Annotated in this window: 25 protein-coding genes; 15 read left to right on the top strand and 10 right to left on the bottom strand. The window is 68.0% G+C overall.

Features of this window, described 5'->3' with window-relative positions; all coding sequences use genetic code 11:
• Positions 1-16 precede the first annotated feature (16 nt).
• From V8246_RS04165 to V8246_RS04150, 4 genes are all read right to left on the bottom strand, one after another.
• On the bottom strand, positions 17-2170 hold the full coding sequence (locus V8246_RS04165) for a TonB-dependent receptor (RefSeq protein ID WP_336188032.1): 2154 nt from the start codon (positions 2168-2170) through the stop codon (positions 17-19).
• 108 nt (positions 2171-2278) lie between these two features.
• On the bottom strand, positions 2279-3274 hold the full coding sequence (locus V8246_RS04160; RefSeq protein WP_336188031.1) for a ribokinase: 996 nt from the start codon (positions 3272-3274) through the stop codon (positions 2279-2281).
• 97 nt (positions 3275-3371) lie between these two features.
• Positions 3372-4670 carry a nucleoside transporter C-terminal domain-containing protein gene (locus V8246_RS04155; protein ID WP_185895259.1) on the bottom strand — a complete coding sequence of 433 codons (1299 nt, stop codon included), beginning with the start codon at positions 4668-4670 and terminating at the stop codon, positions 3372-3374.
• A 69-nt stretch (positions 4671-4739) separates the two neighbouring features.
• Positions 4740-5309 (bottom strand): TMEM165/GDT1 family protein, encoded by a 570-nt coding sequence (locus V8246_RS04150; protein WP_336188030.1) that lies wholly within the window; start codon positions 5307-5309, stop codon positions 4740-4742.
• Between the two features lie 311 nt (positions 5310-5620).
• Here V8246_RS04150 and V8246_RS04145 point away from each other — a divergent pair, with 311 nt between their 5' ends.
• From V8246_RS04145 to V8246_RS04125, 5 genes are all read left to right on the top strand, one after another.
• Positions 5621-6592, top strand: a complete 972-nt coding sequence (locus V8246_RS04145; RefSeq protein ID WP_336188029.1) for an aldo/keto reductase — start codon at positions 5621-5623, stop codon at positions 6590-6592.
• 78 nt (positions 6593-6670) lie between these two features.
• On the top strand, positions 6671-6877 hold the full coding sequence (locus tag V8246_RS04140) for a hemin uptake protein HemP (protein ID WP_185895263.1): 207 nt from the start codon (positions 6671-6673) through the stop codon (positions 6875-6877).
• Positions 6878-7013: 136 nt separating this feature from the next.
• Positions 7014-9227, top strand: a complete 2214-nt coding sequence (locus V8246_RS04135; protein WP_336188028.1) for a TonB-dependent hemoglobin/transferrin/lactoferrin family receptor — start codon at positions 7014-7016, stop codon at positions 9225-9227.
• 5 nt (positions 9228-9232) lie between these two features.
• Positions 9233-9868, top strand: coding sequence for a Hemin transport protein (locus V8246_RS04130; RefSeq protein WP_336188026.1), 636 nt, complete (start codon positions 9233-9235; stop codon positions 9866-9868).
• Between the two features lie 47 nt (positions 9869-9915).
• A complete protein-coding gene (locus V8246_RS04125; RefSeq protein ID WP_336188328.1) occupies positions 9916-10839 on the top strand; it encodes a DUF6607 family protein in 924 nt (307 codons plus the stop codon).
• Positions 10840-10939: 100 nt separating this feature from the next.
• Here V8246_RS04125 and V8246_RS04120 read toward each other — a convergent pair whose 3' ends face one another.
• From V8246_RS04120 to V8246_RS04110, 3 genes are read right to left on the bottom strand one after another with little or no spacing between them, the layout of a single operon-like run.
• On the bottom strand, positions 10940-12121 hold the full coding sequence (locus V8246_RS04120) for a PDZ domain-containing protein (RefSeq protein ID WP_336188025.1): 1182 nt from the start codon (positions 12119-12121) through the stop codon (positions 10940-10942).
• A 27-nt stretch (positions 12122-12148) separates the two neighbouring features.
• The gene (locus V8246_RS04115; protein ID WP_336188024.1) at positions 12149-12865 is read right to left on the bottom strand and encodes a hypothetical protein; all 717 of its coding nucleotides are present in this window, start codon (positions 12863-12865) and stop codon (positions 12149-12151) included.
• Positions 12858-13421: a sigma-70 family RNA polymerase sigma factor gene (locus V8246_RS04110; protein ID WP_336188023.1), complete on the bottom strand. Its 564-nt coding sequence runs from the start codon at positions 13419-13421 to the stop codon at positions 12858-12860. Before V8246_RS04110 ends, V8246_RS04115 begins: the two co-directional genes overlap by 8 nt.
• Before the next feature lie 139 nt (positions 13422-13560).
• Here V8246_RS04110 and V8246_RS04105 point away from each other — a divergent pair, with 139 nt between their 5' ends.
• The 7 genes from V8246_RS04105 (at position 13561) to V8246_RS04075 (ending at position 19242) form a co-directional block, all read left to right on the top strand.
• Positions 13561-14526: an SPFH domain-containing protein gene (locus tag V8246_RS04105; RefSeq protein WP_336188022.1), complete on the top strand. Its 966-nt coding sequence runs from the start codon at positions 13561-13563 to the stop codon at positions 14524-14526.
• A gap of 1 nt (position 14527) precedes the next feature.
• Positions 14528-14959: an NfeD family protein gene (locus tag V8246_RS04100; protein ID WP_336188021.1), complete on the top strand. Its 432-nt coding sequence runs from the start codon at positions 14528-14530 to the stop codon at positions 14957-14959.
• Position 14960: 1 nt separating this feature from the next.
• A complete protein-coding gene (locus V8246_RS04095) occupies positions 14961-15476 on the top strand; it encodes a hypothetical protein (RefSeq protein WP_336188020.1) in 516 nt (171 codons plus the stop codon).
• Between the two features lie 64 nt (positions 15477-15540).
• On the top strand, positions 15541-16662 hold the full coding sequence (gene gcvT, locus V8246_RS04090; RefSeq protein ID WP_336188019.1) for a glycine cleavage system aminomethyltransferase GcvT: 1122 nt from the start codon (positions 15541-15543) through the stop codon (positions 16660-16662).
• An 85-nt stretch (positions 16663-16747) separates the two neighbouring features.
• Positions 16748-17143: a glycine cleavage system protein GcvH gene (gcvH, locus tag V8246_RS04085; RefSeq protein WP_162108977.1), complete on the top strand. Its 396-nt coding sequence runs from the start codon at positions 16748-16750 to the stop codon at positions 17141-17143.
• A 1027-nt stretch (positions 17144-18170) separates the two neighbouring features.
• A complete protein-coding gene (locus V8246_RS04080; RefSeq protein WP_336188018.1) occupies positions 18171-18593 on the top strand; it encodes a hypothetical protein in 423 nt (140 codons plus the stop codon).
• 115 nt (positions 18594-18708) lie between these two features.
• Complete coding sequence (locus V8246_RS04075) at positions 18709-19242, top strand: SRPBCC family protein (RefSeq protein WP_336188017.1); 534 nt, start codon at positions 18709-18711, stop codon at positions 19240-19242.
• A 42-nt stretch (positions 19243-19284) separates the two neighbouring features.
• Here the strand turns inward: V8246_RS04075 and V8246_RS04070 are convergent, their stop codons facing one another.
• A complete protein-coding gene (locus V8246_RS04070; protein WP_336188016.1) occupies positions 19285-20652 on the bottom strand; it encodes a serine hydrolase domain-containing protein in 1368 nt (455 codons plus the stop codon).
• On the opposite strand from V8246_RS04070, the gene V8246_RS04065 reads away from it, so the two are divergent.
• On the top strand, positions 20624-20869 hold the full coding sequence (locus V8246_RS04065; RefSeq protein WP_336188015.1) for a hypothetical protein: 246 nt from the start codon (positions 20624-20626) through the stop codon (positions 20867-20869). The genes V8246_RS04070 and V8246_RS04065 overlap by 29 nt on opposite strands.
• Positions 20870-21014: 145 nt before the next feature.
• Here the strand turns inward: V8246_RS04065 and V8246_RS04060 are convergent, their stop codons facing one another.
• Complete coding sequence (locus tag V8246_RS04060; RefSeq protein WP_336188014.1) at positions 21015-22667, bottom strand: choline dehydrogenase; 1653 nt, start codon at positions 22665-22667, stop codon at positions 21015-21017.
• Between the two features lie 214 nt (positions 22668-22881).
• Between V8246_RS04060 and V8246_RS04055 the strand changes: the two genes are divergently transcribed.
• Positions 22882-24273 (top strand): MFS transporter, encoded by a 1392-nt coding sequence (locus V8246_RS04055; protein ID WP_336188013.1) that lies wholly within the window; start codon positions 22882-22884, stop codon positions 24271-24273.
• A gap of 38 nt (positions 24274-24311) precedes the next feature.
• Positions 24312-24662, top strand: a complete 351-nt coding sequence (locus V8246_RS04050) for a DUF1304 domain-containing protein (protein ID WP_336188012.1) — start codon at positions 24312-24314, stop codon at positions 24660-24662.
• Between the two features lie 107 nt (positions 24663-24769).
• Here V8246_RS04050 and V8246_RS04045 read toward each other — a convergent pair whose 3' ends face one another.
• Positions 24770-25258 carry a hotdog fold domain-containing protein gene (locus V8246_RS04045; RefSeq protein WP_336188011.1) on the bottom strand — a complete coding sequence of 163 codons (489 nt, stop codon included), beginning with the start codon at positions 25256-25258 and terminating at the stop codon, positions 24770-24772.
• Between the last annotated feature and the right edge of the window lie 12 nt (positions 25259-25270).

Raw genomic sequence — 25270 nt, 5'->3', positions numbered from 1 at the left:
GCGTTGTCGAGGCGCGTCAGAAGCGGTGGGACCAGCCCACCGTGAGCACGCGCCCGCGTCCGGCGGTGTAGGTGTCGTTGCGTGGCGTGCTCTGCGAGTAGTAGGTCACGTACTGCTCCGAGAAGAGGTTCTCCACGCCCACGCTCAGCGTGCCGACGGGCAGTTTGATGCGGGTGAGCAGATCCACCGTGGTGTATCCGTCGAAGTCGGCCACCGGGTTGCCGCGCAGGTCGAATTCGCGGTCCAGCGCCTTGCTCGCCTGCAGGCGCACGTCCGCCGAGGGCGTGAACGCCGCCTCCCAGAACGCGGTGACCCGGTCCGGGCTGATATTGATGCCCGGCAGGTCGCTGTCGACGCGGCCATCGGCATTGCTGTCGTAGCGCCCTTCGCTGCGCGCATAGGCCAGGCCCGCACGCATGCCGTCGCTGAAGCGGTACGACAGGCTGCCATCGAAGCCCTTGATCTCGGTCCGTTCGCGGACCACCGCATACGTCTGCGTCGCGGTATCGAAGGCCAGACGCGAGCCCAGGTCGGAGTCGGAGCGGTACAGGGCCAGGTGCACCAGCCAGCGCCCGTCGTCGTAATCCAGACCGACCTCCTGGTTGTCGGCGATGACCGGCTGCAGGTCGACCAGGTTGTCCACCCGCTGGCCGGCCGCGGTGATGCCGCGCAGCACGCGACCGATGTCGGCCACGGTGTAGCCTTCGGCGTAGGACGCGTACAGCTTGAGCGCGTCGGTGGCTTCCCACACCAGGCCCAGGTTCGGCAGGGTTTCGGTGGTTTTGGTGGTGCCGCCGGTGACCAGGTAGCGCGTGCCCTTCACGCCGGCCGGCACGGTGCGCTGGTCGGGGATGGTCAGGTAGTCGTCCACCTGCAGTTCACCGCGCTCATGGCGAAGGCCGCCCGTCAGCAGCCAGGCATCGGCGAACCGCCATTCCGCCTGCACGAAGGGCGAGACCGACTCGTACGTCGTTTCCGGAACCCAGTCGATCTGCGCGTAGACCAGCTCCTGGTAGGTGCGGTCACGGGCGAGGTCCAGTCCGAACGTGGCGCGCAGGTCCATCCCGAACAGGTCGCCGCGCGACCAGCTGAACTTGCCGCCCTGTTTCTTGGACGCGTTCTGCGACTGGTCGTACCAGTCCGGGTCGCGCCCGTCGCCCCAGAAGTCGCCCCAGTAGCTGCCGCCGTAGAGGGCCTTGAAATCCACCCAGTACAGCTGCGTCTGCAGGAAGCCGCCGGCCAGGTCATGATCGGTGTAATCCAGCACCACCGATGTCGAGCGGTTGCGCGCGCCTTCGCCTTCGCTGCCGCCGGGCGCGGACGTGGCCAGCTGGCCGGTGGCGATGTTGCCCGGCACGGTGCGGTAGTCGTTGTTGCCCTGCAGCTCGTAGTGGTTGGCGCTGACCTGCAGCCGACGCTGGCCGTCGAGGTTCCAGCCGACCTTGGCGAAGAGGTTGTGGCTGCGCGCGTCCATCAGGTCGCCCTGGACGTCGTTGACGGCGATCGCCCGGCCATCGCCGTCGTAATAGAGTCCTTCGCTGGCCAGGGAGGCGCCGCCGACGAAGTCGACGTCGCCGCGGCGCGTGCCGAAGACGTAGGACGCCTTGTAGCCCGCGCTGTCGTCTTCGCGCGGGACCGCCACGCTTGCGCTGACGCTGACATCGTGGAACGTCTCGCCGTCCTTGCGGGGCGCGCGCTTGGTGATGATGTTGATGATGCCGCCGGAGGCGCCCAGGCCCTGCAGCGCATTGGCGCCGTGGATCACTTCGATCCGCTCGATCATCGCCGGATCGATGGTGTGGCCGTCGCGTCCGCCTTCGCGCAATGGCGTCGACTGCGGTACGCCGTCGACCAGATACAGCGGCTTGCGGCCGCGCAGGTTCTCACCGGCGTTGGTCAGCTTCTGGCGGGAAGGCGTGAAGGCGGGAATCAGGTTGGCCAGGACCTGGGACAGGTCCTGTGTCAGCGCCAGCTGCTGATCCAGCTGCTGGCGATCGATGATGGTGATGGTGTTCGGCAGGGCCGCGGCGGAATCCGGAATGCGGCTGGTGCTGGCCGAGACCGTCACGCGGTCGAGCTGGACGGCATCGTTGGACTGCGCAACCGCAGCCGGGCTCAGAATGGATGAGAGGGCGAGCGCAAGCAGGCTCAGGCGGAGCGGAGAGGTCATGGAGAAGGATCGGGCGTGTCGGACCCGATCATTCTAAATGAGAATGGTTATCAGTAGCTAGAGGTGTCCGCTGGCATGTGCCTGCGGGCCCTCGACCGGAGGCCTGGTTCAGCCCGCCACGGTGTCGAAGCGCGCCCGCAGTTCGCTCAGCAGCGGCATGGCCAGCGCGGCTCCGGCCCGTTCGGTGGACAGCGCGGCGTAACGGTTGGCGAAGCGCACATGGTCGGCGAATGACGCCTGCGAAGCTTCCGCCAGCGATGCGGCCAGCGCACCGTTGAAGGCATCGCCGGCGCCCGTCGTATCGACGACCGTCGCCGCTTCGGCAGCCATGCGGTAGTGCGGCCGCGCATCGCCGCGCAACGCGTCCTCGGGGTGGGAGACGTACACGCCGGTGGCTCCCAGCGTCACCACCACCGTACCGTGCGGAAACAGCTGCCGGCAGTGCTGGTGCAGGGTGACGCCATCGAGGGTGGCGACATCGTCGGCGGTGATGCGTTCGCCCAGATGGCGGGCGAGCAGGGCGGCGAACTCGGTTTCGTTGGGCGTGATGACGTCGGCATGCGCCAGCAGCTCGGTGGTCGTCGCGGCATTCGCCGGCGCCGGGTTCAGCAGGGTGGTGGCGCCCTGCTGCCGTGCGGCCTGCAGCGCGGCCAGCACCGCGTCGGCAGGCGATTCCAGCTGGACCAGCACCACCCCGGCTGTCGTCAGCACGTCCGTCTGGCGGGCGACGAAATCGGCCGACAGCATCGCGTTGGCGCCGGCACCGATGACGATGGTGTTGCGCCCGTGCGCGTCCACGTAGATGCCGGCGGTGCCGGTGGGCTCGTCGCTTGCCTGCACGCGCAGCGCCAGGCCGTCGGCGGCCGCCAGGTCGCGCGCCAGCCGGCCACCGGCGTCATCGCCCAGCGCGCAGACGAAGGTCGTGTCCGCTCCCGCCCGCACCGCCGCGATGGCCTGGTTGAAGCCCTTGCCGCCGGGGCCGTTCGCGTAGCGGCCGGCAATGGTCGCGCCAGCGACCGGCAGGGCGTCGCAGCGCCACACGTGGTCGACGTTGAAGGAGCCCACGACGACGACGTGGGACGGGGTGGGGAATGGCGTGTTCATGCGGGGATACCTGGCGTCCGGACCACGGCAATGCCGTGATCACGGGAGGGAAACGTAAGCAGGAGGAAGGAAGCGGCCGGCGGCCGCTCCCTCCGGATCAGCCGAAGTGCGACAGCACCCCGGCGATGGTGGCCGTCATCAGCGTGGCGATGGTGCCACCCAGCACGGCGCGCAGGCCGAAGCGCGCCAGGTCCGAACGCCGCTCCGGCGCCAGGCCGCCGATGCCGCCGATCTGGATGGCGATCGAGCTGAAGTTGGCGAAGCCGCACAGGGCGTACGTGGCGATCAGCCGGCCTTCGTCGGTCAGGGTCACGCCGGGCGTCTGCCCGTTCACGATGCCGGCCAGCTGCAGGTAGGCGACGAACTCGTTGATGACGACCTTCTGGCCGATCAGCGAACCCACCGTGGTGGCGTCCTGCCAGGGCACGCCGATGACCCAGGCGATCGGGGCCAGCAGGTAGCCGAAGATCGTGGCCAGGTCGGTCGGCTTGCCGATGGCGGCCGCCAGGCCGGTGACGTCGCCGAACCAGGTCAGCGGCGCATTGATCAGCGCGATCAGGGCGATGAAGGCCAGCAGCATCGCGCCGATGTTCAGCGCCAGCTTCAGTCCGTCCCCCGCACCGGCCGCGGCGGCGTCGATGATGTTGCTGGAGGTCTTCTCGACCTCCATCTTCACCGTGCCGCGGGTCAGCGGCGTGCCGGTTTCCGGGATCAGCAGCTTCGCCACCACCAGCGTGGCCGGCGCGGCCATGATCGACGCAGCCAGCAGGTGCTTGGCGTAGAAGGCCTGCTGTTCCGGATCGCCGCCGCCCAGCATGCCCACGTAGGCCGCCAGCACGCCGCCGGCGATATGGGCCATGCCGCCGATCATCATGGTGATCAGCTCGGACTCGGTCATCTTCGGAATGTAGGGGCGTACCGTCAGCGGCGCTTCGGTCTGGCCGATGAACACGCTGGCGCAGACGCTGGTGGTCTCGGCGCCGGACACGCGCATCACCTTGGTGATGGCCAGCGCCATCATCCGCACGATGAACTGCATCACGCCCAGGTGGTACATCACGCCCATCAGCGCGGCGAAGAAGATGATGGTGGGCAGCACCTGGAAGGCGAAGATGAAGCCGAACTTCTCGGTGTCCATCAGGCTGCCGAAGATGAAACCGGAGCCCGCCTTCACGAACTCCAGGATCTTCACGAAGCCATGGCCCAGCCAGTCGAAGACCTCGCGTCCGCCCGGCACCAGCAGCACCAGGGCGGCGAAGGCGATCTGCAGGGTGATGCCGGTGGCGACCAGCTTCCAGTCGATGGCCCGGCGGTTGTTGGAAAACAGCCAGACGATGCCGATCAGCACCGCCAGACCGAACAGGCCGAAGCCGATCCGCCCCAAGACTTCCAGCATGTATTCCCCCAGACCTTGCGTATTGTTCTGACCGCGCAGTCTAGCAGCGCGCCGGCTCCACCAGTCCGTTCAGCCAACTCCGCGCCAGGCGACCCAGAGGGCCAGGCCGAAGAACACCGCGGCCGCCAGGGTTCGTGCCAGCTTCAGCGGCAGCCTGTCGGCGAACCGGTGGCCCAGCCAGACCACCGGCAGGTTGGCCAACAGCATGCCGATCGTGGTGCCGGCGATGACCTGCCACAGGGGGTCGTAGCGCGTGGCCAGCAGCACCGTAGCCACCTGGGTCTTGTCGCCGATCTCGGCCAGGAAGAACGCCATGGTGGTCGCCAGGAAGGCGCCATGGGCCGGCAGCTTCTCGTTCTCGTCCAACCGGTCCGGCTTCAGCGTCCAAAGCGCCACGGCCAGGAAACTGGCGGCCACGACCCAGCGCAGCACGTCGGGCGACAGCCAGTCGGTCAATTCCGCGCCCAGCCACGCCGAGATCGCATGGTTGACCAGAGTCGCGGCCAGGATGCCCAGCGCGATCGGCCACGGTTTGCGGTAACGCGCGGCCAGCAGCAGGGCGAGCAGTTGGGTCTTGTCGCCGATCTCGGCCAGAGTGACGGTGCCGGTGGATACCAGCAGGGCTTGCAGAGAGAACATCTACGACTCCGGGGCCAGGCATTCGCGGATGGACGCGAAGGCAAACGACGCACTGCCCGGCCCGGGTAAGCGCGACGCCTGCCTTCGGTCTTGCCCGGCGAAGCGGATCGCTTCGTCCCGCGCGCCATGGTCGGTCGACCAAGTGTGTTGACGCGCGGAACCCGTCTGGACGGGTGGGCTACTCCCCGGAGGAGGAAAGCGCACGCATTGTAGGCGGTGTGCGCCGTGCGGGGCGGAGCCATTCTCATTTGGCGTCGTGCGGGTGGCCCGGACGGGCGCTACGATGGGCGCGGTCGCCACCGGAGCCTGCCATGCAGTATCGCCGCCTGGGCACGTCGGGCCTTCAGGTCTCAGCCCTTTCCTTCGGTGCCTGGCTGACGTTCGGGCAGCAGGTCGGCCCGCGCGAGGCGGGCGAACTGATTGCGCTGGCCTGGGACCACGGGATCAACTTCTTCGACAACGCCGAGGTCTATGGCCATGGCGAAGGCGAGCGCGTGATGGGCGAAGCGCTGCGCGCGCTGGGGTTGCCGCGTGATGGTTTCTGCGTGTCCAGCAAGGTGTGCTTCGGCGCGGTGGAGAACCCGCGCCCCACCCAGCGCGGCCTGTCGCGCAAGCATGTGTTCGATGCCTGCCACGCGGCTCTGCGCCGGCTGCAGGTGGACTATCTGGATCTGTACTACTGCCACCGGCCGGATCCGGATACGCCGGTCGAGGAAACCGTCTGGGCGATGGACAGCCTGATCCGGCAGGGAAAGGTGCTGTACTGGGGCACGTCGGAATGGCCGGCCGCCCGCATCCGCGAAGCGGCCACGATCGCGCGCAAGCATCATCTGCACGGGCCCACCATGGAGCAGCCGCAGTACAACCTGCTGCATCGGCAGCGGGTGGAACTGGAGTACGCGCCGCTCTACGCCGAGCTGGGCCTGGGCACCACCACCTGGTCGCCGCTCGCCTCCGGACTGCTGACCGGAAAATACGGGAAGGACATCGCCGGCGACACCCGGCTGGGCCGGGCCGGGCACGAGGAACTGCGCCGGATGGTGCTGGGTGCGGAGGGCGCCCGGCGGCCGGAGCGCGCGGCCCGCTATGCCGCCGCGGCGGCCGAACTGGGCGAGAAGCCTGCGCCGCTGGCCATCGCCTGGTGCCTGCAGAACCCGCATGTCTCCAGCGTCATCCTGGGCGCCAGCCGCCCGGAGCAACTGCGCGAAAACCTCACGGCGCTGGAGCTTGCGGGGCGATACGACGAGCCGGTGTGGGCCCGGCTGACCGCCGCCGCGGACTGAGTTGGGAGCCCCATTCGGGGTGTTGACTCGCAAATAAGAATCATTATCATCATTGGCGTTCCGTCCTGGAGCTTCCCGATGATCTCGAACGTCACCGCCTTGCCCACGTCCGATTCGCTGGCGCTGCGCGAGCGCCTTTCCCTGTCGCACGCCCGGCCGCAGGCCGAGGACACCCTGGACAGCACGGCCCTGCTGAAAGGGCAGCGCGAAGTCCTCATCCGCCACGGCGACCGTGTGTATCGCCTGCGCCACACCAGCAACGACAAGCTGATCCTCACCAAGTAGGCCGAACCCTCGTCGCGACGGTGCGTCGTTGCGACGCGCCGCTGCCGAACACCCTCTCTCTCCACCGGGCGCCAGCCAAGGATTCTCCGGCCGCCAGCCTTCCGGGTCTTCATCACCCACAGGAATGCTGTACGCCATGAAGCGTCCCACGCTGCTCACCGCGGCCGTGTGGCTGGCCCTTGCCGGCCATGCCCGTGCCGAAACGTCCGCCGACACCGCTACGCGGGAGTTCGAGCGCATCCAGGTCACCGCCACGCGCAGCGAGCGCGCCGTCGCCGACGTACCCAACTCGGTCAGTGTCATCGATCGGGAGGAACTGGACGACCGCCTGGTGCGCGACATCAAGGGCCTGGTGCGCTACGAGCCCGGCGTCACGGTGACCTCCAGCTTCGGCCGCTTCGGCCTGGGCGGTTTCCGCATCCGCGGCCTGGAGGGCAACCGCGTGCGCATCCAGACCGATGGCATCCCGGTGTCGGATGCGTTCTCGATCGGCAGCTTCTCGAATGCGAACCGCAACTTCGTCGACCTCGATACGCTGAAGCAGGTCGAGATCGTGCGCGGGCCGTCCAGTTCGCTGTACGGGTCCGATGCCCTCGGCGGCGTGGTCTCCTTCATCACCAGGGACCCGTCGGACTATCTCGACGACCGGAAGGAGGCGTACTTCGGGTTCCGCCTCGGCTATGACGGCAGCTGGAATGGCCTGTTCGGCAACGCCACCGCGGCGTTCGGCGGCGAGCGCTGGAGCGGCCTGGTCGGCGTGGGCCATCGGCAGGGCCAGGAAACCGAGAATCAGGGTGACGTCGCCGGCATCGGCGGCGCGCGCACGCTGCCCAATCCGCAGGAGCGGGACGGCCGCAGCCTGCTGACGAAGCTGGTCTTCTCGCCGACTGAAGGGCAGCGCTTCCGCCTGACGGTGGAGGGCAACGAAGACAGCGCCGACACCGATCTGTTGACCCAGCAGGGCTACCAGTCGCTCACGCGCGCCACCCATGATCGCGTGATCGCGCGCGACCACCAGACGCGTGCGCGTGTCGCCTTCGCGCACGAATGGGACGACCTGTCGGCCGGTTTCGCCGACAGCCTGGACTGGCAGGTCTACCGCCAGGACAGCGAAACCACCCAGTACACGCGCGAGGAACGGACGCTGCCGGCGCCAACGCTGCGCGACATCCGCGACCGGGAATTCAACTTCGACCAGCGGACCCACGGTCTGCAGGCGAATTTCCGCAAGGGGTTCGGTGCATCGGTCCGGCACGACCTGATCTACGGCCTGGACATCGCACGCACCGAGACGCGGCAGAAGCGCGACGGTCTGCGCACGTTTCCGCTGACCGGCGTGAGCACGCCGGTGATGGCGCCGGATACGTTCCCCGTGCGCGACTTCCCGATCAGCAGGACCACGACCGCCGCACTGTATGTGCAGGACGAGATCGGTTTCGCCGACGGCACGTTCCGGCTGGTGCCGGGCCTGCGCGTGGACCACTACCGGCTCGACCCCCGGCACGATGCCATCTTCGACACCGACAACCCGGGCCTGGCGCTGGCGGACATCCGCGAGACCGCCGTGTCGCCCAAGCTGGGCATGGTGTGGAGGTTCGCACCCGCGTGGTCGCTGTTCGGCGGCTATGCGCACGGCTTCCGCTCGCCGCCGTACAACGACGTCAACATCGGCTTCACCAACGTGCAGTTCGGCTACACGGCGATCGCCAACCCGGACCTGAAGCCGGAAACCAGCGATGGCGTGGAACTGGGCGTCCGCTACGCCGGGAAGGCGGCGTACGCCAGCCTGTCGGGCTACTACAACCGCTACGACGACTTCATCGAGTCGATGCGCTTCATCGGCTACAACGATGACGGGCTGATGGTCTACCAGTCGCAGAACATTTCCGAAGCGCAGATCCATGGCGTGGAGTTCAAGGCGGGCCTGGACATCGGTGCGCTGTCCGATGCGTGGGACGGCTGGTCGCTGCGCGGCGCGGCCGCGTGGTCGCGCGGCGAGGATCGCAGCGCCGATACGCCGCTGGACAGCGTGGACCCGCTGACCGCGACGCTGGGCCTGGCGTACGACGCGCCGTCATGGGGTGCGGAACTGGCGGGTCGTTTCGTCGACCGCAAGCGCCGCGTCTCCGATCCGGCCTACTACCGCCAGCCAGGCTATGGCGTGCTCGACCTGTATGCGCACTGGAACTTCGCGCCCGGGGCCCGGTTCAACGTCGGTGTGTTCAACCTGGGGGACCGCACCTATATCGAAGCCGGCGACATCGCGCTGGTGCTGGACACCAGTACGACGCTGGCCCGCTACACCGCGCCGGGGCGCAGTCTGTCGGCCAGCCTTGCCGTGAGCTGGTAACGGCCATGGCGACGCTGCGCCTGATGCCAGGTCCCGTGTTCTGCGACGTGCGCGATGCGTCCCCCGCCGCCACGCAACTGGCGGCGCTGGGCCCGGTGCTGTGCCTGTACCGCACGCAACAGGGCAGCGAGCTCGCCGGTTGGCAGCAGGCCGTGCGGGTGGAAGTCCACACCGGTGTGGGCAGCGACGGACTCGACGAACGCCTGCTGTTCTTCGACGTACAGGGCCGCTGCTGCTGGCGCCTGTGCCTGTTGCCGGACAGCGACTTCGTCGCGTGGGACCGGTTGGCGGCATCGCTGCCGGTCGGCCGGGATAGCGATGCCGGCGGGCTGGCGGATCGCCTGTGGCGTCGCCTGTCCGGACGTCTGCTGGGTGGGCAATGGCGTGCCTGCGTACTGCACCTGCATGCGGTACCGCAGCCTGCGGCGCTGCCGGTGCTGGCCGCCAGCCTGCCGTTGATGTCGGCATTGGGCGCTACGACCGCGCAGCGCATCGCGCAGGCGGAAGGGGCCGATCTGGAGGGCGGGCCCCGCACCGACATCAGTCTGCCGTCTCCGTCCCGTCCGCCTTCCTATGCCTCCCCTGCGGAGGAAGCGCGTGAGGCGGGCGACAACGTCATTCCGCTGATCAGAAGAACATGAGAGGAAACCCCGTGAACAAGCCGGTTGCCACCCTGGTGTCCACCACGCTGCTGCTGTCCGTCGGCCAGGCCTGGGCCGCCGATCCCGTCCGCGACCGCCTGGCCATCCTGGCGATGCAGGGCGATTACACCGTCGACTTCGCCTTCGACGAAACCGTCCTGCTGCAGCCGGGCTACGAGCGCCAGCCCGCGATGCGCAGTGGCGGCGATGAGACCGTCATCGTCGTCGAGGACACGCCCACCCGGATCGTCCTGCAACACCTCCTGGTCGATCCCAAGAGCGGCCACGTCACCAAGCACTGGCGCCAGGACTGGACCTACCAGGCGCAGACGCGCTTCGAGTTCAGCGACGACCAGACATGGCACGTGCGCGCGATGGCGGCCGACGCGACGCGGGGCGCCTGGACGCAGTGCGTGTACGAGGTCAGCGATGCGCCGCGCTACTGCGGGACGGGGCGCTGGGACTACCGAAACGGCGTGGCCACCTGGACCAGCGACCTGACCTGGCGCCCGCTGCCGCGCCGCGAGTACACCCGGCGCAGCGACTACAACGCGCTTTCCGTGGTCAACCGCCACACCCTGACGCCGAATGGCTGGACCCACGAGCAGTTCAACACCAAGGTGCTGCGCAAGCCCGACGGGACGCAGGTGGAACTGGCGCGCGAATTCGGCTTCAACGATTACCTGAAGACCACCGAGGTCGACTTCAGGCCTGCACGCGACTACTGGCAGGCGACGGCCGGCTACTGGGCCAAGGTGCGCGCGCACTGGGACGGACTCCTGTCGCAGGCTCCCGGCGTGCGGCTGACGACCAAGGTCAATGGCATGGCGATGATCATCCCGCTGTTCACGCAGGCGGGCGAGATCCAGGAAGGCAAGACCGTGACGGACGCGGACATCGCCCGGGTGTTCGCCGACTGGGTCGAACCCGCACCCGCGGAACGTGCCGCCGCGGCCGGATCGTCCCGCTGAAGGTTCTCTCCGGCACACGGAGGTGCCGCTCTTCTCCATAAAAAGACCCCCGCGGATGCGGGGGCAGGGGATTCACGGGTTTCTCTTCTAATAATGCGTGTCAGAGCAGCGTGCCGCCCTTGCCCGAAGCAGGCACGGGCGGTGCCGGCGGCGGAGGCGGCAGCGGTGCGTCGCTGTCGTCGTCCTCGAAAGTCTGCACCTTGCCGTCCTGGTCGACGATCATCACGCGCCGACGCTCCACGACGGTCGGCGCCTTGCCGGCTGCTTCGGTCGCGCGCGGCTTCACCACCACGCGTGATGTCGACGGGAACCGGAACGCCGCGGCCTTGGGAACGGTGACGGTGCTCGTTCGTGTCTGCCGATCGCGCAGGTACTCGACCGCGACCTTGGCGTCCTCGGGCTTGTCGCGCAGCGCCTGGGTGACGTCGCGCGGCGTCGTCACCGGCTTGCCGTCCACCTTGCGGATCACGTCGCCGGCCTGAAGACCCGCGAGTTCTTCACCGACGGAGAGGACGAGCACGCCGTTCTCGGTGCCGAAGTAGCGGCCGAGCGAGGCATCCACCGTCGCCAGGTTGAGGTTGCTCCAGCGGAAGGCTTCGGCCAGCGCGGGCAGGCGGCAATCCTCGCCCTTGCAGTCGCCCAGCCTGCCGAGCTGGCGCAGCTCGCGTTGGACTTCCGGCGCGATGACGGTGGCGATCTCGCCCATCGGCATGGGCGCGCCGTCGATCCACGGCATGCCGCTTTCGCCGGTACGGAAGAAGAACGTGCCAGGCCCCTGGCCAGCGAACGCGACGCGCGGCGAGACTTGGGTGGGCGTGACGCTGGCGTCGTACGTCTTGCCGTCGCGCTGGTACGTGACGCGCACGGGCGTCTCGGCCTGGAGGTCGGCGAGCAGCTTGCGCGCATGCGCCACGCGCCCATCGCCGGTACTGCCGTTGACCGTTTCGCCGTCCACGCGTAGGAGGCGGTCGCCCGCCTTCAGGCCGGCCTTGGCGGCGCCGCTGTCCGGCGTCACCCCGGTGATGCGCACGCCTGCCGCGTCGTCGCCCGACAGCAGGATGCCGAGGCGCGGGCGGCGGACGATGAGATGATCGATCTCGACGGGAGAACCCACGCGGCCGGCGTCCTTCGAGAGTTCGGCCACGCGCTTGGCGGCGCGCTGCAGGTCGGCGCGCGCGGCGTCGAGTTCCTTCTGCCTGGCGGCGTCGTCCTGCTGTGCGAAGCCCGGCAGGGGTGCGGCCAATGCGAAGGCGAGCAGTGTCGTGGAAAAGGACTTGAGCATCTTAAGTCTCCTAGGTGCGTGTGCTTATCAATAGATGGCGGTGTCGGCGGCGTCGTCGTTCAGGGCGACCTGCCAGCGTTGGGTGGCTTCCACGCCCGTGAGCTGGCGCAGGGTGTCGACGCGCTGTTCCCACAGCGCGGTGCGAGTGGCGTCCGGCAGGGCAGGTTGCGAAAGCGCGAGATCGATATGGCTGACGTGGTCCTGCAGGTCGGCACTGACCGCGAGCGCAGCCACGTTGCCGGTGTTGCTGTCGGGCAGCTGCGCAAGCACGGCTTCGAGACGGGCGGACTCGGTGTACAGCGCGTCCAGCCGCGCAGGCTCGGCGGTCGCCGGAACAGGCGAGACGCGCGCAACGGAACGGCGCATCGGCGATGCAGTGGCGAGCGGCGGGGTAGCGGCGATATCCGTCGGAATGCCGATCGCGGGTGCGTTCCCGGAGGGAGCCGTCGGCGCATCCGGACGCGCGGATGACGTCGTGGCGAGGGTCGGTGCACGTTGCAGCGGTGGCGTGGTGACCTCGGCGTTCCGCCATTGCATGAGCGGGATCACGGCGGCGAAGAAGGCGGTGGCGGCCAGCGCCAGGGCAGGGCGGCGCCAGCGCGTCCGGCGTGCGCGCGCCTGCATCGGCGGCAGCGATGCGGCAAGGCGTTGCCAGGCGCCCTCCGGCGGGGTTTCCAGCGGCAGGCCGCCGAAGGCGTCGCGCCAGTCGCGCGGCAGGGGTTCGCGGGCACGGGAATCAGGCATGGACGGTGTCCTCGATGTTCAACAGCGCCCGCAGGCGGCGCGTGCCGCGGGCGACCTGCGATTTGGAGTAGCTGGGTGTGCGCTGCATCAGTCCGGCGATCTCGTCGTGGGTGTAGCCTTCGGCGTGGTACAGCCACAGCACGCTGCGCGTTGCCGCGGGCAGGGCTTCGAGCGCGCGTTGCAGCAACGCCGCATCCGCCGCGGCTGCCGGAGGCAGGCCCTGGTCCTGCGGCAGGTCGTCTTCCTCCACCGCGATTTCGGCGACCAGCCGCTTCTGCCGTCTGAGCCGCAACAGCGCCTCGTTGACCGCGATCTGCCGCAGCCAGCCCCAGAAGGGGCAGTCGCCCCGGTAATCGGGCAGATGGTGGAAGAGCTTCAGCATGGTGTCCTGCAAAACATCGCCCGCGGCCTCCCGGTCTCCGCAGATCCGCAGCGCCAGGGTGAAGACCGGGCGCTCGAAACGCCGGTAGATCTGCTCGAACGCCTCCCGGCAGCCGGTGCGCGCACGCGCGACCAGGCTGTCGGGGACATCGATGGCGAACTGCGATCGGCTCAAGCGGAGGGATTCCCGGGGCTGTCGGACATAGGGATGCCGTAGCGGGCAATACCGTCGCAGGGTCGCCGAAGTTCCCGCGCACGGCGCCGGGACCGCCCATGCCTATAATCGGACCATCGTCACAGGAAGGGGGTCAGCAATGGAGTTCGGTCTTTCCACATTGGTGGTTGCGGCGGTGGTGCTGTTCATCGTGGTCACCTTCTTCAAGGGTGTCCGTGTGGTGCCGCAGGGCTATGAGTTCACGGTGGAGCATTTCGGCAGGTACACCCACACCATGTCCCCCGGCCTGCACTTCCTGATCCCGTACATGCAGAGCATCGGCCGCAAGGTCAACATGATGGAGCAGGTGTTCGAAGTGCCGTCGCAGGACGTCATCACCAAGGACAACGCGGTGGTGAAGGTGGACGGCGTGGTGTTCTTCCAGGTGCTGGATGCGGCCAAGGCGGCGTATGAGGTGTCCAGCCTGGACCAGGCGATGATCGCGCTGGTGCAGACCAACATCCGTACCGTGATCGGCTCGATGGACCTGGACGAGTCGCTCAGCCAGCGCGAAACCATCAACGCCAAGCTGCTGGGCGTGGTGGACCATGCGACCAGCCCGTGGGGCGTGAAGGTCAACCGCATCGAGATCAAGGACATCCAGCCGCCGCGCGACCTGGTGGACGCGATGGCCCGGCAGATGAAGGCCGAGCGCGACAAGCGCGCCTCCATCCTCGAGGCCGAGGGCGCGCGGGCGTCGGAAATCCTGCGCGCTGAAGGCGAAAAGCAGGGCGCGATCCTGGAGGCCGAAGGCAAGCGCGAGGCCGCCTACCGCGAGGCGGAGGCGCGCGAACGCCTGGCCGAGGCCGAGGCCAAGGCGACGGAACTGGTGTCCAACGCCATCGCCCAGGGCGACGTGCAGGCGATCAACTACTTCATCGCGCAGAAATACGTGGAGGCCTTCAAGGAGTTGGCCATGGCGCCGAACCAGAAGTTCGTGCTGATGCCGATGGAGGCCAGCGGCGTGATCGGCTCCATCGCCGGCATCGCCGAACTGGCCAAGGAGGCACTGAACAAGCAGCAGGCCGCGGCGCCATCGCGTCCGCCCCGCGTTCCGGGAGCCTGACATGAGCTTCAAGTTCGCGTTCTGGGCGATCGGGGCGCTGGTGCTGTTCGCCGCCGAGGCGATGGTGCCGGGCGCGTTCATGCTGTGGTTCGGCTTCGCCGCGGTGGCGATGGCGCTGGTGGTGCTGGTGGCGCCCGGGCTCGGCTGGCTGGCGCAGGCGGTGCTGTTCTCGGTGCTGGCGCTGATCTCGGTGGCGGTCTATCGCAGGTGGTTCCGCGGCAGGGGTCGGCAGAGCGACAAGCCGCTGTTGAACCGGCGCGCCGAACAGCTGGTGGGCAGCGTGGCCGTGCTCGACCAGGCCATCGAAGGGGGACGCGGCCGGGTGAAGATCGACGATGCGTTCTGGACGGTGGAAGGCCCGGACTTGCCGGCGGGCATGCGGGTCCGCGTGGTCGCCGTGAACGGCATGACATTGAAGGTGCAGGAGGCCTGAGGTGGGTTCGAGCACGCTGGCGTGGTCGATGTCGGTGCTGGCGCCACTGTCGGTGACGGCGGCCGACCTGGTCGGTCGCGTCGTGCCACCGTATCCCGCCGGCCTGGACGAACTGGGCGGGAGCTGCGTCTCCGATTCGATCGATCCGGCCCGCGTCTGCGATTACTCGGTCGGCGTGCTGGCTTCGCCCGCCGCCGCGGACGGCGGCGAACCCATCCCGCGTTTCGTCATTGCCGGCCAACTGGCCGGCCGCGACGGCACCCGGGCGCAGTGGCGCATCACCGACGCGTTGCCTTATCCCACCGGTCGCCCGGGCTACTACCTGCAGTTCGGCACGTGCCGGGTGAACGGGCGCGACGATGCGCGGGTGGCGGCGATCGTGCGGCAACACGACACCTCCACCGAATGGTTGAAGGACATCGCCTGGGCCGGACGCCTGCGCCTGCCCGATGCGCGCTTCGACGTGCTGGATGCGCGCACGGTCGACTGCATCAATGAGGCCTACTACGGCCTGTGAGGGCGGCGCACCGCCCTGGTGCGTTCTGGGATAATGCGCTTCTTTGCCCGCCCCGGAAGCCGCCATGACCCAGAAGACCCTCCTCAACGACACCCATCGTGCGCTCGGCGCCAAGATGGTCGACTTCGGCGGCTGGGACATGCCGATCCATTACGGTTCGCAGATCGAAGAGCACCACCAGGTGCGTCGCGATGCCGGCATGTTCGACGTCAGCCACATGACCGTGGTGGACCTGCGCGGGCCGCGCACCCGGGAATTTCTGCGCCAGCTGGTGGCCAACTCGGTGGACAAGCTGCAGAAGCCGGGCAAGGCGCTGTACACGACCATGCTCAACGAGGAAGGCGGGGTGATCGACGACCTGATCATCTACTTCATGGACGACGCCTTCTTCCGCCTGGTCGTCAACGCCGCCACCCGCGAGAAGGACCTGGCGTGGATCGGTGCCCGTGCCGCGGCGTTCGACGTGGAGGTCAGCGAGCGCCCCGACTTCGCGATGATCGCCGTGCAGGGTCCTGCCGCGCGCGAACGCGTGCACGGCCTGCTGCGCGAAGAGGACCGGGCCAAGGTCGGCAAGCTGACCCGCTTCTCCGCCGCCGATGCTTCCACTGCGAACGGCGAGCCGCTGTTCGTCGCCCGCACCGGCTACACCGGCGAGGATGGCTACGAGATCGTGTTGCCGGGAAGCGAGGCGGTCGCGTTCTGGAACGCGCTGCTGGCCGCCGGGGTGAAGCCGGCCGGCCTGGGCGCGCGCGACACGCTGCGGCTGGAAGCGGGCATGAACCTCTACGGACAGGACATGGACGAATCCGTTTCGCCCTACGAAGCGGCGCTGGCCTGGACGGTGTCGCTCGACGAAGGCCGCCCCTTCATCGGTCGCGCGAAGCTGGAGGCGCAGAAAGCCGCCGGCGCGCCGCGCCAGATGATCGGCCTGGTGATGGACGAGAAGGGCGTGCTGCGCCATGGACAGAAGGTGCTCACCCCGTATGGCGAGGGCGAGATCCTGTCGGGCACCTTCTCGCCGACGCTGGGCAAGGCCATCGCGTTCGCGCGGGTGCCTGCCGGCGACATCGCGCTGGGTGCGGCCGGCGACGTGCGTGTGGACATCCGGGGCAGGGAAGTGCCGGTGCGCGTGGTCAAGTTCCCGTTCGTGCGCGACGGTCAGGCCCAGCCGGGCGTGCTGGAATGAATCACAGGCGGCCGTCTTCACCTGTGGCTTACTCCGCTAAACTATCGTTCCCATCCCGACCTACCGCACCGATCCGGAGTACCCCATGAGTGAGATTCCCGGCGATCTGAAGTTCCTCAAGTCCCACGAATGGGCCCGCCTGGAGAGCGACGGTCGCGTCACCGTCGGCATCTCCGACCATGCGCAGGGCCTGTTGGGCGACCTGGTCTACGTCGAACTGCCGAACGTCGGCGACCGCATCGAAGCCGGCAACGCCAGTGCCGTGGTCGAATCGGTCAAGGCCGCCTCCGACGTGTACAGCCCGGTCACCGGCAAGGTCGTGGAAGTCAACGCGGCGCTGTCGGACAAGCCGGAGACCATCAACGAGGACGCCTACGGCGAGGGCTGGATCTTCGTGATCGAGGCCGAGGAGCCGGACCAGCTCAACGAACTGCTGTCGCCCGACGACTACGCCGAACTGATCGAAGACGAAGACCACTGAGGCAGCCCACCGGCTGTCCCCTGACGGGGAACCGGCGGCGAAGGAGCATGTCTCCCTCGTCGCCGGTTCCCCGCTTCGTTTCCGCCGTCGTGGGACGCCGGCGTCAAGGTGGATCCGCGCGTGGCGCCGGAGCATCCGGCGCGCATGCAACACCCCACCCAGCATGGTCGAAGGCAGCATGCGCCCGGCGGACGGCAAGGCGGAATCGCCGGTACGCACGGACGGCGAACGTGCGATGTCGCCACCCATCCGCTGCCGCGCGATCGCACTTCAGCCGCGATGCGGAGGCGTCGAACGCGGCAACGCATCGGTCGCGGGAGGGAAAAAAGTTTGCGCAGTTCGGCGCATTCGGGCTTGTGCGACGCGAAATCGGATGCCTTTCCGGAAATTTTTTTTAGCTCGCGTTCAAGCCGCCGGAATGGTCGTGTCCGAGGTCGCGAGGCGCTCGCGTCGACCTCGCGACATCATCGGCGCGCTCGACCTCGATGAACAAAAAGCGCGTTTTCCCGATGTTTTTTTCTTGCATGCGTCGAGGCGCCGCCAACCTTGGCTGACAGGGAGCGGCGGTGCGGGTGCGCCAAGTGTTCGCCGCCGCCATCAGGTCCGGGCAGGAGAACGAAAAAAAGTTGCGCGCAGGTGTTGACACCTCGAAAAACCGTGATTAGGTTTCGCCCCAAGCAGAGCATGCTGCGGAAGCGAGTGAGTCGAATCAACACGACAGCGCGAGAGACAACACAGTCCATCGTCACCCGGATCGGGGTGGACGCAGGCATCGCTTCCCCCGCAGAAACGCAACACCCCCTTTCCATGACACCCGCGTCGCCCGGCGACGCGGGTGTTCTCTTATTTGTAGGGAGCCGGGTTTCGCACGCCTGGCCCCTGGGGAATCCGCATCGCCGCGCGTGTCGCGGCAGCGGCTGCCGACGGGTCCGACTCCCGCGGCGTTTCTTGCAGCTGGGCCTGCCTTCGGGCAGATGTGCTGTAGCCAGACGTACAACACCATAGTTCACAGACGAGGAGCCATCACATGGCAATGAAGAAAGCTGCGAAGAAGAAACCGGCCGCCAAGAAGGCCGCCAAGAAGGCCACCAAGAAGTCGGCTGCCAAGAAGACCGTGAAGAAGGCTGCCAAGAAGGTCGCCAAGAAGGTCGCCAAGGCCAAGAAGGCGGTGAAGAAGGTCGCCAAGAAGGTAGCCAAGAAGGTCGCCAAGAAGCCGGCGAAGAAGGCCGCCAAGAAGACCACCAAGAAGGCTGCCAAGAAGGTCGCCAAGAAGCCGGCGAAGAAGGTTGCCAAGAAGGCTGCCAAGAAGACCGCCAAGAAGGCTGCCAAGAAAGTAGCCAAGAAGCCGGCCAAGAAGGCTGCGAAGAAGCCCGCCAAGAAGGCTGCCAAGAAGTCCAAGAAGAAAGCGGCCCCGGTCGCGCTGCCGGCCACCCCGGCTCCGCTGATCTAAGCCAACCCCGATTAGCCGTAACACCATGGACTCTCTCCCTGTGCCCAGCGGGGGGAGAGTTTTTTTATGGGCGAGCGGCTAGGCTACCGCCCCTGGACCACCCTGGAGCGCGGGCATGAAGTTGTTCAGATGGACGCTGGCGGCGATCGTCGCGGTCGGCATGGTCTTCGTCGCGGGTGGATTGCTGCTGCCGTCGACGACGCACGTCGAGCGCAGCGTCCTGATCGAGCGCAGTCCCGAGCAGGTGTTCGCCACCCTGGATTCGTTCGGACGTTTCAACGCGTGGTCGCCTTGGGCCGAGTACGATCCGCAGGCCAGGTACACCTTCGAAGGCCCGGCGCAGGGGGTGGGCGCGCGCATGCGCTGGGTGGGAAACCGCGCGGTGGGTAGCGGCAGCCAGGAGATCATCGCCAGCGAACCGCACAGCAGGATCGTGGTAGCGCTGGACTTCGACGGTAGCCAGGCACAGGCCACGTATCGGCTGGTGCCGGAAGCCGGCGGAACGCGGGTGACCTGGGCGTTCGACACCACGCACGGCCTGAATCCTTTCAGCCGCTGGCTCGGTCTGCTGTTCGACCGGATGATCGGTGCGGATTACGAGAAGGGGCTGGCCCGGCTCAAGGCGCTGATGGAAGCCTCGGACGCATAGCCCCCGGCGCGCGCTGCGGGGTGATGCAGCGCGCACGTGCACTCAGCGGGGCGACGCGGTGCTGCGTTGCGAGGAGGTGCCTGCGTCCTTGCGCTCCTGTGCCGGCACGCTATCGGGCGACTCGGCCAGCAGCAGGTCGTAGTCGGCGGGCGTCTCGACCCACGGCTCGCCCGGCAGGCCCATCGCCCGGTCGAGGATGGTCGGCAGCAGGCCCGAGGGCAGCGAACTGTCGCTGTTCCAGACCATCGCCACGCCGAAGTCCTGTCCCGGAACCAGCGCCATCAGGCCGCGATAGCCCTGCACCGCACCGGCATGGAAGATCACCTGTTGGCCGGCGTAGTCGAATACGCGCCAGCCGAGGGCATAGCTCGCCGAGTGGATGCGCTCGCGACGCCAGCCGCCGCGCATTTCGCCCGGCGTGGTGACCACCGGGGCATGCAGGGTGGCCAGCAGCGGCGCGGGCAGTACGTCGGGGCGGTGGCCTGTCTGCGCGATCAGCCACTGCGCCAGGTCGCTGGCGCTGGCGTTGACGCCGGCGGCGGGAGGCAGGCGGTAGTAGGTCGGCTTGGGTGTCAGCGAAACCCAGCCGTTGCGGCTGCGCACGTGCGGTCGCGCCCAGCGGGTACTGCCCTGGATGCCGGCCAGGCCCAGACTGGCGTCGTTCATGCCCAGGGGCTTGAAGATGCGCCGATCCACCGCCTGGTCGTAGAACGTGCCCGAAGCGGCGAACACCACGTCACCGATCAGGCTGAAGGCGACGTTCTGGTACGCATAGCATTCGCCCGGGGCGCACTTCAGCGGCGCGTAGGCGAGCTTGCGCGCGACATCGTAGTACTCGGCGTTGGCCTCGATGTCGCGGTCGAAGGCATTGTGGGCCTGCAGGCCCACGCTGTGGCTCAGTACGTCCGCCACGGTCACGCGCGAGGTCGCGACGGGATCGCTCAGCTGGAAGCCGGGTACGTACTGGTTGACCTTGCTGTCCCAGCGCAGCGAGCCGTCCTGCACCATCAGGCCCGCCAGGGTACTGGCGAAGGATTTTGACAGCGACGCCAGACGGAAGACGGTGTGCGCGTCGACCTGCTGCGGGTTGACCACATCGGTGACGCCATAACCGCGCGCGCTCAGCACGCGCCCGTTGTGGACGATGGCCATGGCCAGTCCCGGCACGCGCTGGCCCACCGTCAGGTGCTCGGCCATCGTCTCGAAGGCGCGCACATCGAAGCCGGCGGCCAGCGGACGGATGTTCTGGCCTGGCAGCGCGGTCCGATAGGGGCGCGGCTGGGTGGGGGAGACGTACGGTGCAGTGCTGGCGGTGGCCACGCCGGAAATCCCCGCATCGGAGGCGGTGCCGGGCGATCCCCAGCGCTGTGGTGTCTGCGCCGTGGACGACAACGTCAGCGGAAGCATCATGCCGATCAGGGCGATCCGCAGGGAATGCGGCGACCGCCGGCTCTTCTTCGGTTTCATGGTGCGAGACGCCCTGCGAAAGCTGGTGCTGTCCGGGATCATAACGCCGCTTTTTTCCATTGCACAAACCGCGGGAAGTTCGAGGGCCATGTCGTTCATCCTGCTGAAGATTGCAGATGTGCCGGGCGTCCCATTTCTTCGTGCGATGCGCGCCGCCTGAATACGCGCAGGCGCTAGGCTGCATGCCGGACGCTGCATGCGCGGACCTGCAAGTTCCGGGCCATCGATGCGGCGCGTTCGGCGCTTGGTGGCTCAAGAACGGCCGCGCGGGGCCGGAAGGTGGCGATCCTTGGCGGGTGCCGCAATCAGCCGGTGGTAGCCAGCGGCATCGCGTGGGGCACCGGGCTCGCTGGCTGAATCGGCGCGGCGGCCAGCACCGGCCGGTTGCGGATCAGGTCCGACGCCCGCTCCGCGATCATGATGGTCGGTGCATTGGTGTTCCCGCCGATCAGCGTGGGCATCACGGACGCATCGATCACGCGCAGGCCGTCCAGACCCCGGACGCGCAGCGCCGGATCCACCACCGCATCGTCATCGAACCCCATCCGGCAGCTGCCGACCGGGTGGTAGACGGTCTCGGCCTTGGCGCGGATGAAGGCGACCAGCTCCGCATCGGTCAGGTCGTTGCGGGCCGGGTGGATGGGTGCGCCGCGGTAGGCGTCGAACGCGGGCTGGGCGAACAGTTCGCGTGCCAGCTTCGCGCACTCGACCATCATCTTCAGGTCGAAGCCTTCCGGATCGCTCAGGTAGTTCGCCTCGATGCGCGCGTCCGCGCGCGGGTCTGCGCTGGCCAGCAGGATGCGGCCGCGGCTGCGCGGGCGCAGGAAACAGGCATGCGCCGTGTAGCCGTCGCCAGGCAGGCGGTGGCGGCCGTGATCGTCCAGCATTGCGGGCACGAAATGCATCTGGATGTCCGGGCGCTCGTCCGGCGCCAGCGGCGAACGCACGAACGCGCCCGCCTCGGCGATGTTGCTGCTGCCCGGACCGCGATGCCCTCGCAGGAAGTAGTCGAAGGCGGTCTTCAGCTCGCTGGTGCGGTCGTAGGTGACGCGCTGCGTGCTGTGCTGCAGCGTGCAGATGTCCAGATGGTCCTGCAGATTCCTGCCCACGCCGGGCAGAACGTGCCGTGGGGTGATGCCGTGCGATGCCAGATGCTCGGCGGGGCCGATGCCCGACAGCATCAGCAACTGCGGCGAGTTGATCGCCCCGCCGCACAGCAGGACCTCGCCTTCGCAGCGCACGACGACCTCGTGGCCGCCGCGTGCATAGGCCACGCCGACTGCGCGGTTCTTGTCCAGCAGGATGCGCCGGACCAGTGCGCCGGTGACGATGTCCAGGTTCTGGCGATCGCGTGCCGGGTCCAGGTAAGCCACCGCGGACGAGCAGCGGGCGCCTCCCTTCTGGGTGACCTGGTAGAGGCCGAAGCCTTCCTGGGTCCTGCCGTTGAAGTCGGGATTGCGGGCGTAGCCGGCCTGCACGCCGGACTCGATGAAGGCGGCCGACAGTTCGTTGGTGTAGCGCAGGTCGGAGACGTGGAGCGGGCCGTCGGCACCGTGGAGGGCGTCGGCGCCGCGGCTGTTACGTTCCGCACGGCGGAAGTACGGCAGCACGCTGTTCCAGCCCCAGCCCTCCGCGCCGGCATCGGCCCAGTCGTCGTAGTCCTGCGGTACGCCGCGGATGTAGCACATCGCGTTGATCGAACTGGAGCCGCCAAGCACCTTGCCGCGTGGCCACCACAGGCGCCGGTTGTCCAGGTGCGGCTCGGGCGCGGTGTCGTAGTTCCAGTTCACGCCCTTCTGGCCGACCAGCTTGGCCAGGCCGGCCGGCATGTGGATGAAGGGGTGCCAGTCGCGCGGACCGGCTTCCAGCAGCAGCACGCGACAGGCCGGATCTTCGCTCAGGCGGTGAGCGAGCACGCAGCCGGCCGAGCCGGCGCCCACGATGATGTAGTCGTACACATGCTGCCCGATTGCGAAGACGGACCGAACCTAGCGGGGGGGGATAGAGCATTTGCTCTGCCGGGATGCGCGGCTGCCGCACACGTGGTCGGGCCTTGATCCGGCCAGTCGGTGCGTGGCGAAAAGGCTGGCGATGTTGCAGTGCATCGGATACCTTGCGCGCCACAGGCGGGCGGTGCCCGCGTCCCGATGATGCGATCGCAGGCCGCGCCCCATGGACCCGTCTCCCCCAGCGACCACCCGGTTCGGCCGATTCCGTGCGGCGATGTCCGAGTCCCCGCCGCTGCTGTGGGCGTTCGTCTACTTCTTCTGTCTGCTCAGCGGCTACTACGTGCTGCGCCCGGTGCGCGAGGCGATGGCCGCCTCCAGCGATGTGCAGGCGGTCTTCCCGCCCGCGATGATCGAGTTCTTCGCCGTGCGCGGCCTGGCGCTGAAGGATTTCACCCTGCAGGTGCTGTTCACCTGCACCTTCATCATCATGCTGCTGTTGCAACCGGCCTACGGCTGGCTGGTCAGCCGGTATCCGCGCCGCGTGTTCCTGCCGGCGGTCTACGGCTTTTTCATCGGCACGCTGCTGCTGTTCTACATGCTGTTCGACAGCGGGATGCCGGGACGCGGGATGGCCTTCTTCCTGTGGATCGCGGTGTTCAACCTGTTCGCGGTCGCGGTGTTCTGGAGTTTCATGGCGGATGTCTTCAGCAATGCCGAAGCGCGCAAGTTCTACGGTTACATCGGCGCGGCCGGCACGGTCGGCGCGATCCTCGGCCCCGTTCTCACCCGCACTTTCGTCGAGCGCATCGGCATCGCCAACCTGATGCTGGTGTCGGCCGGTTTCCTCGTGGTGTGCGTGGTATGCCAGCTGCGCATGCGCCTGTGGGCGGTGGCGCGCGAGCAGGAACGCAGGGCGACCAGCGGCGAGACGCCGATGGGGGGCGAAGTGCTGGCCGGGCTGAAGCTGATCGCCCGCGAGCCGCTGCTGCGCTGGCTGGCGTCGCTGGTGGTGATGGGCGTGGGCGTGGGCACGCTGCTGTACAACGAACAGGCCGCGATCGTGCGGAAGTTCTACACCGACCCGGCTGCCAGTACCGCGTACTACGCCGGCATCGACATGGCGGTGAACGCGCTGACCCTGTTCATCCAGCTGCTGGTCACGCGCTGGTTGCTGCGCAGCTTCGGGGTCGGCCCCGCGCTGCTCATCCCGGGTGGTGCGATCATCCTGGGCTACTCGCTGCTGGCCGCCTCGCCGCTGCCGATGATGGTGGCCATCGTGCAGGTGGTCACGCGGGCCAGCGAGTTCTCGCTGACCAAGCCGGCACGCGAGACCATCTATACCCGCGTCGATCGCGAGTGGCGCTACAAGGCCGGCGCCGCGATCGACACGGTCATCTATCGCGGCGGCGATCTGAGCTTCGTGTGGCTGCACAAGTTCGTGTCCGCATTCGGCTCCAGCGCGGTATTCGGCGTCGGCCTGCTGGCGGCCAGCGCCTTCACGTTCAGTGGATGGAAACTGCTGCGCGAGGAAAGGAAACTCCCGTCCGAGCGCGCGGCCGAACGCGACGCGGCCTCCGGGCAGCCTGGGTCATCAAGGGCTGACGCAGCCGTGTGACGCCGCTATGCTGCGCACGGGCAAGCGGAGAAGCGGGAATGAGCGTGATCGCGGCGGTGTTGGTGGTGCTGGTGGCGGCGTTGCACGCCTGGTTCCTGGTGCTGGAGATGTTCCTCTGGACCAAACCGGCGGGCCTGAAGACCTTCCGCAACACGCCGGAGAAGGCCGAGACCACCCGCGTGCTGGCGGCCAACCAGGGGCTGTACAACGGCTTCCTCGCCGCCGGCCTGCTGTGGGGGCTGGTGATTGCGCAGTGGAACGTGGTCGTGTTCTTCCTGCTGTGCGTGGTCGTCGCCGCGCTTTACGGTGCGTGGAGTGTCAGTCGGCGCATCTTCTACGTGCAGGGCGTGCCGGCGATCGCGGCGTTGGCGGCGATCTGGCTTCTTTGAGAAATGCCACTGTAGGAGCGACGTGAGTCGCGACCGCAAGGCATCCGTTCTCGCACCAACCAAGAGCGCCGGCACCCTGGAGCGTGCGGTCGCGGCTTACGTCGCTCCTACAACGGCGACGCCTCGCGAGGCGGCTTCGGCGACACCCACATGCCGATACGCGCTCGAAACACCGCTTCTCCCTGCGGGTTGCTGACCACCACGTCCATCGGCAGGTCGTAGCCCTCGGCCGATTCATGCGGCTCGAACGCCGGCGTGGCGACGGCGTGCATGGTGCCTACGGCCTTCTTCAGGTACTCGACGGTCATGCCCTTGGGGATCCAGCGCATCGAGCGCGGGATGCTGACGTCGGTGGTCAGCCCACCGACGAACTCGGCCAGGTTGCACAGCGCGATCGCATGCACGGTGCCCAGGTGGTTGGTGACCGAACGGCGGTGCCGGATGGTTGCCTCGCCACGGCCCGGCTCCAGCCGCACCATGCGTGGGCCGATACTGCCGAAGTAGGGCGCCTTGAAGCAGATCAGGCGCGAGAACAGCCACTGGCCGAAGGGTTTGCGGCTCACGCTGCGGTAGATCTTCAGGACGTCGGCGCTCATCGTGGGCTCCTG

The sequence above is a fragment of the Pseudoxanthomonas sp. F11 genome, from assembly GCF_037046485.1.
GTDB lineage: Bacteria > Pseudomonadota > Gammaproteobacteria > Xanthomonadales > Xanthomonadaceae > Pseudoxanthomonas_A.
The sequence above is the reverse complement of the archived record's forward strand: the minus strand, read 5'-3'. Positions and strand labels throughout refer to the sequence as shown.

Coding starts and splice junctions, on each gene's coding strand:
- V8246_RS04140 (WP_185895263.1), top strand. CDS start 6,671: ATGATCTCGAACGTCACCGCCTTGCCCACGTCCGATTCGCTGGCGCTG.
- V8246_RS04120 (WP_336188025.1), bottom strand. CDS start 12,121: ATGCTCAAGTCCTTTTCCACGACACTGCTCGCCTTCGCATTGGCCGCA.
- V8246_RS04045 (WP_336188011.1), bottom strand. CDS start 25,258: ATGAGCGCCGACGTCCTGAAGATCTACCGCAGCGTGAGCCGCAAACCC.
- V8246_RS04105 (WP_336188022.1), top strand. CDS start 13,561: ATGGAGTTCGGTCTTTCCACATTGGTGGTTGCGGCGGTGGTGCTGTTC.
- V8246_RS04135 (WP_336188028.1), top strand. CDS start 7,014: ATGAAGCGTCCCACGCTGCTCACCGCGGCCGTGTGGCTGGCCCTTGCC.
- V8246_RS04155 (WP_185895259.1), bottom strand. CDS start 4,670: ATGCTGGAAGTCTTGGGGCGGATCGGCTTCGGCCTGTTCGGTCTGGCG.
- gcvT (WP_336188019.1), top strand. CDS start 15,541: ATGACCCAGAAGACCCTCCTCAACGACACCCATCGTGCGCTCGGCGCC.
- V8246_RS04145 (WP_336188029.1), top strand. CDS start 5,621: ATGCAGTATCGCCGCCTGGGCACGTCGGGCCTTCAGGTCTCAGCCCTT.
- V8246_RS04115 (WP_336188024.1), bottom strand. CDS start 12,865: ATGCCTGATTCCCGTGCCCGCGAACCCCTGCCGCGCGACTGGCGCGAC.
- V8246_RS04080 (WP_336188018.1), top strand. CDS start 18,171: ATGGCAATGAAGAAAGCTGCGAAGAAGAAACCGGCCGCCAAGAAGGCC.
- V8246_RS04130 (WP_336188026.1), top strand. CDS start 9,233: ATGGCGACGCTGCGCCTGATGCCAGGTCCCGTGTTCTGCGACGTGCGC.
- V8246_RS04165 (WP_336188032.1), bottom strand. CDS start 2,170: ATGACCTCTCCGCTCCGCCTGAGCCTGCTTGCGCTCGCCCTCTCATCC.
- V8246_RS04070 (WP_336188016.1), bottom strand. CDS start 20,652: ATGATGCTTCCGCTGACGTTGTCGTCCACGGCGCAGACACCACAGCGC.
- gcvH (WP_162108977.1), top strand. CDS start 16,748: ATGAGTGAGATTCCCGGCGATCTGAAGTTCCTCAAGTCCCACGAATGG.
- V8246_RS04100 (WP_336188021.1), top strand. CDS start 14,528: ATGAGCTTCAAGTTCGCGTTCTGGGCGATCGGGGCGCTGGTGCTGTTC.
- V8246_RS04055 (WP_336188013.1), top strand. CDS start 22,882: ATGGACCCGTCTCCCCCAGCGACCACCCGGTTCGGCCGATTCCGTGCG.
- V8246_RS04050 (WP_336188012.1), top strand. CDS start 24,312: ATGAGCGTGATCGCGGCGGTGTTGGTGGTGCTGGTGGCGGCGTTGCAC.
- V8246_RS04075 (WP_336188017.1), top strand. CDS start 18,709: ATGAAGTTGTTCAGATGGACGCTGGCGGCGATCGTCGCGGTCGGCATG.
- V8246_RS04160 (WP_336188031.1), bottom strand. CDS start 3,274: ATGAACACGCCATTCCCCACCCCGTCCCACGTCGTCGTCGTGGGCTCC.
- V8246_RS04150 (WP_336188030.1), bottom strand. CDS start 5,309: ATGTTCTCTCTGCAAGCCCTGCTGGTATCCACCGGCACCGTCACTCTG.